This window comes from Streptomyces sp. NEAU-174 (genome assembly GCF_052665095.1).
Window position 1 is genome coordinate 1 of the sequence record NZ_JBQTCE010000021.1, and the last position, 11,160, is coordinate 11,160.

General features: G+C 64.2%; 14 protein-coding genes. 10 read left to right on the plus strand and 4 right to left on the minus strand.

Features of this window, described 5'->3' with window-relative positions; translation table 11 throughout:
- The coding region (locus ACT2CW_RS41775; RefSeq protein ID WP_445520348.1) for a WD40 repeat domain-containing protein at nt 1-414 on the plus strand (414 nt) is incomplete at its 5' end.
- Nucleotides 415-708: 294 nt separating this feature from the next.
- On the plus strand, nt 709-831 hold the full coding sequence (locus ACT2CW_RS41780) for a hypothetical protein (RefSeq protein ID WP_284711748.1): 123 nt from the start codon (nt 709-711) through the stop codon (nt 829-831).
- 78 nt (nt 832-909) lie between these two features.
- Here ACT2CW_RS41780 and ACT2CW_RS41785 read toward each other — a convergent pair whose 3' ends face one another.
- The 4 genes from ACT2CW_RS41785 to ACT2CW_RS41800 form a co-directional block, all read right to left on the minus strand.
- Nucleotides 910-1,794 (minus strand): aminoglycoside phosphotransferase family protein, encoded by an 885-nt coding sequence (locus ACT2CW_RS41785; protein WP_164430960.1) that lies wholly within the window; start codon nt 1,792-1,794, stop codon nt 910-912.
- Nucleotides 1,788-3,209, minus strand: a complete 1,422-nt coding sequence (locus ACT2CW_RS41790; protein ID WP_445520349.1) for a helix-turn-helix domain-containing protein — start codon at nt 3,207-3,209, stop codon at nt 1,788-1,790. Before ACT2CW_RS41790 ends, ACT2CW_RS41785 begins: the two co-directional genes overlap by 7 nt.
- Before the next feature lie 202 nt (nt 3,210-3,411).
- Nucleotides 3,412-3,615, minus strand: a complete 204-nt coding sequence (locus ACT2CW_RS41795; RefSeq protein WP_164430962.1) for a DUF397 domain-containing protein — start codon at nt 3,613-3,615, stop codon at nt 3,412-3,414.
- Nucleotides 3,616-3,628: 13 nt separating this feature from the next.
- Nucleotides 3,629-4,528: a helix-turn-helix domain-containing protein gene (locus ACT2CW_RS41800; protein ID WP_206282368.1), complete on the minus strand. Its 900-nt coding sequence runs from the start codon at nt 4,526-4,528 to the stop codon at nt 3,629-3,631.
- A 356-nt stretch (nt 4,529-4,884) separates the two neighbouring features.
- Between ACT2CW_RS41800 and ACT2CW_RS41805 the strand changes: the two genes are divergently transcribed.
- The 8 genes from ACT2CW_RS41805 (at nt 4,885) to ACT2CW_RS41840 (ending at nt 11,133) form a co-directional block, all read left to right on the plus strand.
- Nucleotides 4,885-5,313: an ATP-binding protein gene (locus ACT2CW_RS41805; protein WP_250853220.1), complete on the plus strand. Its 429-nt coding sequence runs from the start codon at nt 4,885-4,887 to the stop codon at nt 5,311-5,313.
- A 58-nt stretch (nt 5,314-5,371) separates the two neighbouring features.
- A complete protein-coding gene (locus ACT2CW_RS41810; protein ID WP_164430964.1) occupies nt 5,372-5,749 on the plus strand; it encodes a DUF6415 family natural product biosynthesis protein in 378 nt (125 codons plus the stop codon).
- 364 nt (nt 5,750-6,113) lie between these two features.
- Nucleotides 6,114-6,974: a hypothetical protein gene (locus ACT2CW_RS41815; RefSeq protein ID WP_164430965.1), complete on the plus strand. Its 861-nt coding sequence runs from the start codon at nt 6,114-6,116 to the stop codon at nt 6,972-6,974.
- A gap of 216 nt (nt 6,975-7,190) precedes the next feature.
- Nucleotides 7,191-7,922 (plus strand): hypothetical protein, encoded by a 732-nt coding sequence (locus ACT2CW_RS41820; protein WP_164430966.1) that lies wholly within the window; start codon nt 7,191-7,193, stop codon nt 7,920-7,922.
- 76 nt (nt 7,923-7,998) lie between these two features.
- Complete coding sequence (locus ACT2CW_RS41825; protein ID WP_445520350.1) at nt 7,999-8,772, plus strand: helix-turn-helix domain-containing protein; 774 nt, start codon at nt 7,999-8,001, stop codon at nt 8,770-8,772.
- Between the two features lie 121 nt (nt 8,773-8,893).
- Nucleotides 8,894-9,337 (plus strand): DUF6082 family protein, encoded by a 444-nt coding sequence (locus ACT2CW_RS41830; RefSeq protein WP_164430968.1) that lies wholly within the window; start codon nt 8,894-8,896, stop codon nt 9,335-9,337.
- Nucleotides 9,338-9,622: 285 nt separating this feature from the next.
- Complete coding sequence (locus ACT2CW_RS41835; RefSeq protein WP_164430969.1) at nt 9,623-10,444, plus strand: endonuclease/exonuclease/phosphatase family protein; 822 nt, start codon at nt 9,623-9,625, stop codon at nt 10,442-10,444.
- 500 nt (nt 10,445-10,944) lie between these two features.
- A complete protein-coding gene (locus ACT2CW_RS41840) occupies nt 10,945-11,133 on the plus strand; it encodes an FxLD family lanthipeptide (RefSeq protein WP_445520351.1) in 189 nt (62 codons plus the stop codon).
- Nucleotides 11,134-11,160 lie beyond the last annotated feature (27 nt).

Below are 11,160 nucleotides of genomic sequence, written 5' to 3' on the forward strand. Positions count from 1 at the left end.
GACAACATGGTACGCCTATGGAACACAGACACAGGAAACGTCCGTACCACACTCAAAGGCCACAACGACACCGTTAACTCGGTGGCATTCAGCCCCGATGGCAAAACCCTGGCCACCGGAAGCTGGGACAAAACAGCACGCCTATGGAACACAGACACAGAAAACGTCCGTACCACACTCAAAGGCCACAACGACACCGTTAACTCGGTGGCATTCAGCCCCGATGGCAAAACCCTGGCCACCGGAAGCTGGGACAAAACAGCACGCCTATGGAACACGGGCCTTCCCGAGGCACAGGAGATCAGTGATGCCATCTGTGAAAGCATCCACCGCGACTTCACCAGAACCGAGAAAGCCCTGTATCTAAGCAGCCAGCAATCGGAGTCCGTATGCCCAGGCTCGTCAGCACGTTGAATCCGTTGCCTTGCTGAACATGATCGCCGTGTCTCCGTTGGCGGGAGCTGCGGGGAGGGCGCGGTCAGTTGAGGCCGTTTGCATGCCCGTGTCGGACAGCCGCGCAATGATCCTCCGTCATGGGGAGACAGGTATGGGGGAAGACGGTGAGTGCGCTGATCCTGGCCGCGACCGTGGCGGCCGTGAGCGGTTGCAGCGCATCGGAGGACAGGGCCACCACGAAGCCAGCCGCCAAGGCGAAGACCGTCAGCGGGCGCGGACTTCTGGTCGCCGGCATACGCACTGATCGACACAATGGAGAAGGGCATTGCGGTGGGTCAGGACAAGGGAGCAACGGCCGTCGGCACGAACCGGCCCGATGTCCTCGGCTCCGCCCATGATCTGTCCGACTGGCTCGACGCAAATCCGATCAAGTAGGGGATGCTGCAGCGCTACGGGCTGGCACAGAACGCTCACGCCGTCGAAGCGCCTGCGGATCGCGTACTATCCAAACGATCAGGCGACAGCACTCCAGCCCCATGGCCGCGGCCCGCGCTGTCCCCGCACGCACGCGATGCGATACCGGGCCTGGGCGATAGCCTGCGGGTCCTCGTCCGCTATCTGGAGAACGAAAGTGACTTTTCGTAGCTCACGAATTCCGCGTAGCGTCGGATAGCCTCCCCAACTCATGACGTCGCATCCGTAAGCCTCACAGAAACGGCCGTATCCTTCCTTCGAGACTGAGCCGAAAGTTTCGTAATCAACCGCAATGCAAGCCAGGTCCCATTCCGGTGGCCCCTGTGAGGTGCGCTCGAAATCCATCAGCACTGCCCCGCTCGGCGTGACCACGCAGTTTCCGCCCCAAGCATCGCCATGTATCAAGCATTCCGGATAGCCGATAGGCAACTCCTTCCACTCCTGACGCAGGTCCTCAAGCCAGCTGAGTAGCCATTGCCGGTCGTCATTGTTGAGGCAATGAGCCCCGGCCAGCCGACCTTCGATCCGAACAAAGGGATCCAAACGCCCTACATCGAACGGTGGTTGTGGAAGGCTGTGCAGTCGCCGCAGAAGCGGGGCGATATCCACCTCAGTGCCGTGTCGGTGAGGCGGAAGCTCCTCCCAGAATGTCGCGGCACGCGTACCACTGTGCACGGGCTGTTCTAATGGCAACGGTCGGACAGCCGGGATGTTCGCTTCAGCGAGCCAACGAGCCACTGCTACCTCACGAACTGCTGCATGCCCCTGGCCGGCGCGTGCAATACGAACCACGATGTGGCCTGGCAACCGCCAGATATCGTTCTCGGCGAGCCGGATAGGTTCTGCTCCCTGTGAAGATAGGCCAGCAGCAGCAGTAACCTCTCGCAAGAGGGCGAGAGATTCCTTGGCTCGAGGCGTCAACATGCCGGGACCGTCCTCCAGATCCGCTCACGCAGTCCCGCCACTTCCGAATTCTTCGCGTACTTCGCCGACGCCCTCGCTAGGTCCTGCACGTCGGTGACAGCTCGCCGGGACCGAAGTTGGCCGATCTCATCCAGCGCCCGGTGAGCGATACACACCGCCTCTTGAGGATCACCAGTAGCCATGGTCAGCGTTCCTAGCTTAGTGCCGGAGAGTGCACGAGAACGCACGTAAGCATCAGCGTGGTTATCGATTGCTGTCTCTAAGCGCTCGATCGCGAGCCTCGGCGACTGGCCGGGGAGCAAGGCGATGTCGAAGGCCGCATGGCCAGTGTCCCCATGATGCTGGGCGTAGTCGTAGTACGCCAGCCACGATGCATCCTCTCCATCCTCGGCCAGGCTGAAGGCTTCGTCTGACTGGCCGATGGCGGTGAGGGTCTCCTGCCGGTTTCCTATCTTGGCCCAGGCCCGAGCACGGGCGATGTGCAACATTGCCCGCTCGCGGGGAGTGAGACGATCGGCCCGTACCAGCCCCATGTCGGCATAGGTCAAGCCTTTATCTGAGGATCCGCACCAAATAGCCTGCCGGGACCGCCAGTTAAGGGCAAATGCCCTTAAGTGCCAGTTACCCACCCTCTCGGCACACTGCGCCCCAAAGTCCAGCAAACGGGCAGCGTTTCCATGCTCGTAGGCATCGAACGCGCTCGCACCCATCACGATGGCGAGGTGCCCCACGACAGTGAACAACTCCGCTTCGTATTTCGATGGGCACGTGACATCGAGCAGACCCTGGGCCCAGGCGAGTTGGCCGAACGCGGCCGTTCGAACGATCCCACCACCGCCGTACAGATTGTCCCAACTGGCATGGTTCTCGGCAGCAGCGCGGACCTGTTCAAGGTCCTCCGGCCGCACCACATCAGGCAACTGCGCGTGGACCGTCTCCCGAATCAGATCACCGAAGGATGCCGGGTCGAGGACGGCTATGCCGCCAGCGGCGAGGAATGCACGACGCTCCATAGAGGACAGGCTCCGATTCAGGAAGTCGAGCGGGTCTGTATCAGGCATGCCCGCAGCTTGCGCCCTCCTACCTTCCATCGCAGTTGCCGCTGAAGAGGCGCCCTTGCCGTTGATCAGCTTGTCCGCATCAGCACGCCGCTTGTCCGCATCCTCTTCCACTCGGCGCCACAACCTACGGAGGGCACCGCCCGCGTCCAGGGCGTCGTCCAGCGCTGTAGCGAGGTGGGCGTTGCACGATCGGTCAGCCTTCTCGATTTTCACGATGGAAGCCCCACTGAGGTGCACTTTTGCGCCGAGCGCTTCGGCAGATATGCGCCGGGCCCTGCGCCAGTTGCGGAGTTCCATACCAAACCAATGGGCCATGGACTCGGTATCGTCCAAGGGCTTCGGTTTCTGCGGCACAGCGTCCTCCTCGACACCCTTATGCGGACTGTTCCAGCGTCATCAGGTGGTCCGCATCGGGAATCGACTTCGTGAGTTGGAACCCCGGGCGGCACCGGTTCCACCTCTTGGATACCGCAACCCACCGTCACGAAGCCACCACAACGAGCCCGGCCCGGGGCCCTCGCGGGGCCTCGGGCCGGGCTCGGCGGTCCTCAGCAGATCAGTTTCGCCGAAGAGTCCCTGTACTCACAGCGAAAGCGAAGGCGCCCCATGCCACTTGGGAGAACGTGAGATGCGGGCCATCCGGCGTCTTCGAGTCCCGGACCAGGATGCTCTGGGGCAAGTTAGCGCACTCCACGCATTCGTTGTTGGGTGAGCCGCTGTAGGAGCTCTTGAACCACTTGAGTTGGGGCTGCTCGGCCACGTACGTTTCCTCGCTACTTCCGGTTTCGCAGATGCGTCTTGCTGACCTCGGCAATCAGCTCGGCCGAGGAGGCGGTGTCCAGCGCCTCCTGGCGCAGGAAGGAGATCGCACTGGCGTACTCTTCCCGGGCGCTCGGTTCCTCGAGGAACAGAGAGCCGACCGGGTTCTCGATGAAGATGACGTCCAGTGATGGGTCCGGGCCGCCGTACACAACGAAGCTGTTGAGAGCCGCGCTGTATGCACCAGCGGAGAAGGGCAGTATCTGGATGCTGATGTTGGGCTCCTGGCTGCGCTGTAGCAGGTGGTCGAGCTGTGCCGTCATAACGTCCGGCCCGCCCACCTCGCGCCGAATGACCGCCTCGTCCATCACCACCTGGTACTTCGGAGGGGACGGGCGATCAAGGATTCGCTGCCGTTGCATCCGCATGGACAGGTACTCGTCGACCTCGTCAGGAGGGAGCGCACTGCTGGGTGTGGCCTTGATAGACCGCGCGTACTCCAGTGTCTGGAGGAGACCAGGGATCACGCCCACCGTGTAGTGGCTGATGCGCGAGGATTCGTCCTCCAGGGCGAGCAACAACCGCATCGGGCTCGGCAGCTTGCCCGCATAGGGAACCCACCACCCCTCCACTGCCCTCGAGTTCTTGGCGAGGTCGACCAGGGCCTCGCGCTCCTCGTCCGAGGCACCGTACGCACGACACAGCTGATCTACCCAGTTCCACCGCACGTTGCCCTTGGCGCGCTCGTACCGGCTCACAGTTGCCTTCGAGACGCCGGCACGTTCACCAGCCTCCTCGGCGCTCCAACCACGGGCCTCCCGAAGCGCCAGAAGGCGGAAGCCAAGCTGCCGCCGCCGAGCTGTCGGCCCCGCAGCCTCCACCGACTCGGCCGGTTCCATCGGCTTCTCCGTCATAGCGGTACTCCCTCGGACTAGTCGCAGCCAGTCTCCCCTTTGCTGGCGCGTAGCCGCCATAAGGAAGTTACACGGCAGAGTCGACGAACCGTGATCGAGTACCGCAACGGTGGTAACAGCCATGCGGACACTCTCTCCGTGAGCGTTACAGAGGGAGAGGACCCACTGTAATACTCCAGTCGATCGCTCCGGACGGTGTCTGATCTCTGGCGCCGAGTGATCACGAAGTGAGTGCGGGTCGCCTCATGACAAGGACATTCGCGATGGTCGAGACCTTACGAAGAACGCCTCCCCGAGAGCGGAGCCTGGCCACGGAGCCAGGGGCGCGGCTGAGGGGTCTTCGCACGCGTGACGTCATGACGGTGTGCTTCGAAATCAGCCCGCGCGACGATGGAGAGGACATCCCTGACCAGGACGCGCGACGAATCTCCCAGATGCGCCACCTGGCCAAGGCGCGCCTCGTGTACTGGAGGCTGTCTGCCTTGGCCGGTGACGTGACACTGCTGGTGTCCGAGCTGGTTACCAATGGCGTCAAACACAGCTGCGGTACCCAGATCACCATGATGCTCTGCATTGACGATGGCGAATTGCGGCTTGAAGTCAGGGACGAGACCAGCCAGCGGCCTCAGATCCAACATCCGGACGACGACGCCGAGAGCGGTCGTGGACTCCAGCTCGTACAGCGGATCACCCAGCAGCACGGCGGTTCTTGGGGCGTTAGCACCGACGGCACCAGCACCTGGTGCTCGATCCCCATCGCCTCGCCCGGAGCGGACGGTGGCTAACGGAATGGTCGCTGCACACGCCATCGGGAAAAGCGGAGTGCGGGAAACCGTCCGGTGGGTGCCTCCACTGGACGCGGAAACGCTGGAGCACATCCTGGTCAAGATGCGGGGCTGGGATCCGCTCGACTGCGACGCGATCTTCGAGGACCTGGCCGACGCCTTGGACCACCAGGCGCCTGAGGACCGCGAGGCCGATCAACTCACTTGTCGCCTGAGCGACAGCCTCGGGCAGCTCGTCAACATCGCTCTGGCCGGGTGTGCGGACCAGCGGGATCACGAGACGACAGTGCTCGTCGAGCGGGCCCACACTGTGCGCTCCAAAGAGAGGCCAATCGACTCCTGGACGGCCATCGGCCACTTGCGACGGCTGGCGTGGGTCACCAACGAACTGCTGGAGCGCCTTTCCCAAACAGGGCGCATCGATGTCATTCCATGATCGCGTCAACTGGACCACCCCCGCGTCTGGTGGGTGCCGGCCGCCGCCCCTGCTCCAACTGCCAGGAAGGGAGGGGCGGCGGCTAGACCAGGCGAGACGCGGACCCACAACTCCTCTTCGGCGCTGCTTCTCTCCCACGTCGAGAGCGGCGCCAGCCACTCCTCTGCCAATTCCACTACCAGAGACACGACCAAGTCCCCTCGGCCGCGGTGTTCACGTTCCCCGCGCTCGAGTGCCTCTGCCACCGCCGGTCAGCCCAGCGCCAGCAGAGGGAAGGCCCCTCCGCCTCGAACGCTCCGAGGCGCGGGTGGGTCGCCATCAACCTGAACGACCCCCGCGAACCAGACCATATGGAGATACACGCGTGACCGTGATCGATGTCCTTGATGAGACCGGGCGCGAGCGTCAGCTCGCCGACCAGATCACAGGGATGCTGGAAGATACCGCCGAGCTGGTGTCGGACATCACTGCTCTGAGTCCACCGGCCGTGCTGAGGTTCCGGCTGCTGAGCCCCTCGGCATGGCGCGCGGAGTCGCTGGCGTATATACGCCGCCAGATCGAGGCCAGCTTTGCCCGGTCCTCGCCCTCCCCGGATGAAGAAGCCGAGGCGCGGAAGACAGAGATCACCTACCGTGCATCGACTCTGGCGAGCTGGTGGATGACGGAAGGCAGGACGATGCTCGACAGTCCGGGCGAACCGCAGAGCCTCATCGCGCCCAAGGCTCTGCACCATACGGGGCTGCGTTACGCCGACAACCATCTGTACCGGCTCGTCGTGCACGAGGCTGTCCACCAGTGGCAGATAGCCTCCAGCAGTCCCGCGATCATGCCCGTTCCGGTACTGGACCGCGACCTCACGGCTCCCCACCAGGGCCTGATCTATCTGGCGGAGGGCCACGCTGACTGGGTGGTGCAGGAGGTCGCGCGTCGACTGTTCGGGACGGACACAGCGCCTGCTGCGGATCTGCGGCGGTCGTGGCGCTACCGCGGGCAGACCGCGTTGATCAAGTGGATGGCCCGCCGGGTCGCCAACGCTGACGCGGTGGAGCGGGCGGAGACGCAGATGCACGATCTACGCGGCCAGGGCCTGCACTGGGTGGCCTTAGCCATCGAGGGAGCCGGCGGCGTGATCCCGTTCAACAAGGTCTGGCAAGACGCCTCGTACGTCCCCACGGCGGACGAGGTCGCCTACCCGGAGAGGTGGCTCAGCCGCGTGGGTTTCTGACTCATGAGCACCTACGCCCCGCCCGTCCTCGTGGCGTCCTTCCTCGGCCACGGAGCACACACCGTGCCGGTCGGCCTGAGGACCCTTCCCATGGTTGCCGCGTAACCGGCCGCACCACACTCCCTCTCCGGCTGGCATCACATGGCAGGACCACATTCCCCCGCCGCCCTGCCACAGCCGGAGAGGGGCTTTCACAGCACGTCGGAAAGGACTGACATGCATCGGAGCGAGTTCCTGTATCCCCCCGGCGGACCGCTGCCGGATCGCCCCACTGCTGGTCATCAGCGTCCACGGCCCCATCAGCACTTCGCGGGCAGCATCCGCGTGCCCTACATCGCTCCGTGGACAGGCGAAAATGCACGTCAGCCCACGATAACGACGCGACTGGGTCGCGTCGGCTACGGGATCGGCTATGCGGACGAGTACGGCATTGCTGATCGTGTGCGGGGCGCATTGTGGGTCAGGATGCCGGTCAAACCCGGGGCGGGTGGGCCGTTGCTCGGCCGGATTCACGCCCTGCGTCAGCGACAGGCGATGTATCACATGCTGTGTCAGGGCTGCGGCCAATCCACCGTTGGCGGCCGAAGCGATCAACGGCATCTCTTCCTTATGGCCTCGGCAACCGGGAAGCCGATTGCCGAGGGAGACAAAACCGTCACACCCCCTTCATGCGCGGGCTGTGCTGTCGAGGCGGCTCTGGAAGGCCCGCCCTTGGGGAGCCGGTATGTGGCCGTCCTGGTGGAGCACGTCCTGGTCTGGGGAGTCGCCGGCATCGTGTACTCACCCGACACCCTTGTCCCGGCGCCCCGTGATAACGGTAACGAATTCGCGCTCGTGGCGTACGACGACCCGAGACTCCCGTGGACACTCGCCTGCCGCGAAGTCGTCTCCTTACACGGCTGCACGGCCTTGGATCTGAAAGACCTGACCGCACAGACCGCCGCATAGCTGTCCTAATTTCTCTCGCGCTACCCGCACTCCGTCCTGGAATCACCATTTCAACGGGAATGCGAAAGGACCTTCTGTGACCAGCCGACCGCCGAAATGGCTAGGGCTGTCTGCCCGCGAGCGCGAGGCCGTCCAGCTTATGGCACTGGGTATGACACGAACCGAGTCGGCCACAAAAATGGGAGTGTGCACGGCGAGAGTGAATTGCTGTTTGAAGAACGCGGCCGGGAAACTCCGTACGCCCACATGGCCGGGTTTAGTCGATCGGGTATACACGCTGAGAGAAATCGATCCGCCTGAGTCCACAACCGAAGGCGCGAGTATTGACCTCACGCGGCACCATGTTCTCCGGGGCTTGGCAGACGGCCGCGATCTGCCGTGGATTGCCGCAAACAGCGGACTTACCGTGGACACGGTGCGCGAGGAAGCACGAACCCTCATCAGCCTGACGGACGCGAAGAACACCGAGAACCTCATCCACCGCGGCTGGGAACTCGGCCTGCTCGGGAGCAGTCCGACCGCATCGGCCATGCGAAGTTTCATCAGGTACGACAGAATCAATACCTCCATCTCTTGGGGATCCCCGCACATGACTGCCCAAAAATTGGAAGACCTGCCTAAGATACCGCCGAGAAAGCGCCTCACCGGCAAGGACCGCGAAAACTTCCGAAAAGACGTTAGCTCCGTATATAAGCGTGTCCCCAAGGTGAGCGTGCGGGACATTAGTGAGGTCACAGGGAGGTCGTTCGGCTTCATTCGAACGATCCTCTTGGAGGCGGGGATTGAAATGCACTCACGCGGAAGTTCACGGGGTCTTCCGGTCCCGTCAGACAGGGAAGCGGAGGTGTGAAATCTCCGTATATCAAGGGCGTGCGAACCCGGCCTCGAGTCCCAGGGACCCGCTGGAGAACCGGCCGACACGGTCTCGGATCCCGAGTGTCACAACGAGTCACTACGAAAGGCAAACCGAGATGAAGACCTTATACGTCGTTCTCGCCGCCACCGCAGTCGGAGCCGCGAGGCTGGTGCAGTCCGAGAGGCAGAACCGGCAGCGACTCGCCCTTCACGCTGAGGAGATGCACCAGGTGTGGCTCTCCGAGGTGGCCTCCGATCCCGAGCTGCGGGCGATGTGGACGGCGCCTGGCGAGCCGCCTGCCGAGGAGTACGCGAGGCTTCTGCACTGCAACCGGCTGATCAGCTTCTTGTCGGTCAAATACCGTGTGGGCCTGCTCGACACCGCCTCCTTGAGGGTCCAGGCGCGGTGGGTGATGGAACGCGAGGTCGGCCGGGCGTACTGGACGACGTTCGGGGCCTTCCGGGAGGAGGAGGCGATGGATCGGATCGATCGCTCCTTCAACGCGATCATGGCCGACGAGCACGCCGCCCTGGTGAACGCGGACACAGCCGCCACCTGACGGAATTCCCTGCGCTGCCGCGCTGAGAGTGGTGCGCAGCGCTCCCAAGGACTGGGGCTTCCTCCCGGTCGTGACCATCCCCGTGCACGGAAGGTCCCGGCCGCGCCTCTCGGAGGAGGCGGCGCATGAGCGCCCCGGCCGCGGCTCGTGGGGAAGCCGCGGCCGGCCCTCCATCCCCGTACCCGGTTCCACCAACCATCTGAAGGGACTCCATGGACGCCAGCAGCACCATCGACGTAGCTGTCTGGAACATCGAGGCAGACGGCGGCCGCCACGGTGAACGCCGTGACCTCGCCCTGGACATCCTGGCCGAGCACGAGCCGGACGTCTGGCTCCAGCAGCCGGGAAGGCGGCCAACGACTCAAGAACAGCGCGGCGAAGCGGCTCGGGCTCCGCGGCTTCCTGGCAGAGCCCAACCCATACGTTGATGCCGACATCGCCACCGCCGTGTACCTGCGCCCCGAACTCTTCCACGTCCGCGAGGAGCCGCCGCGGGCAAAGCCATGGTGGCTGCACCCCTGCCACGTACAGGCGCAACTGGGCAACTGCCCCGTGCCGCTGAACATCGTCTCCGCGCACCTGTGCTTCTTCGACGCCAACCAGCGGCTCACCGAAGCCGGGTGGCTGACCACTCTCGCCGAACCCGGCATGGTCACCCTCATCGGCATGGACAGCAACAGCTACCCGAGGGCTCCTGAACCGAACGCCCTGCCGAACTGGGACACGGTCACCGACCGCGCACACATGGTCCACCGCACCTACGTGGACGCCGACGGCCACCGCCGCAGCGACACTCGTCCTGACGCCGCCCTCATAGACGCCGGATACGTCGACCTTGCCCGGCACGCGGCCGACCATCTCGGAGTGGACAGCAAGATGGCGCTCGCCCCTACGGCGGGGTTCGACAAACCGCACCAGGGCGGCCCGCAGCGCATCGACCGCGGCTACGCGGCTGGCCGTGCGGCTGATGCTCTCGACCACGTCGAGGTCATCGACACCGAAGACACCCGCGCCGCCTCCGACCACGCCCTGGTCCTGTACCGCTTCAACCGCGCTCGACTGGAACGCGTACTCACTCAAGCGGGAACCGCAGTATGCGCACACTGACCAAGTTGCCGACCCGCGACGGCTGCTTTCAGCCGAACTCGGCAGGTGCTCCTACAGCGGCGCGTAGCCGTCTCGAAGCCGTGGCCCTCTGGCTAGGGTCTTCTGCCGAGAGCAGTTGCGCGAAACACCAGGTAGGGAAACGCGATGGCTACTGCTAGCGACTCGACTGTTCGTGAATCCGACGCACTGCGTGCGGCTATGGACCGCATCCGCCGCGCGATCGAGGACACCGACAGCCTTGAGAGCGGCGTGGTCGCTCACGGCGCCAGGCCGAAGCCCTCGCGGACGAGTACCAGACCCTGCTGCGGAGCTGAGCCCAGGATCACCGCTGCCGGGGAGTGGCAACGATCGGGCTCCTGCCAGGTCCCGCCCCGTTACCTCTGCCCCGGAACACCGTGCTGAAGCGGCACGGCGTCGTCGCGGTGTTCTAGCACTGATACTCCGGGGACCACTCTCGGGCCCCGGGACCCTGCACCTCACTCATTGCCGAGGAGGCATGCATGACCGTTCAACTGAAACAGCCGGTTGCTCCCGCGCAGCCGATCGCTGTCGATGTCGTTGACAACGACAACCCGTTCGAGCTCGACATCACCTTCATCGAGAACACCCCGGCGACCGAGACGGTGCTGATGTGCAGCACCGGCGACAACTGCGGGAGTTCCTGCCCGAGCGCCTGCACCACCTCGTAGCTGAGGTCAATCCGGCAGTGCGGGCTG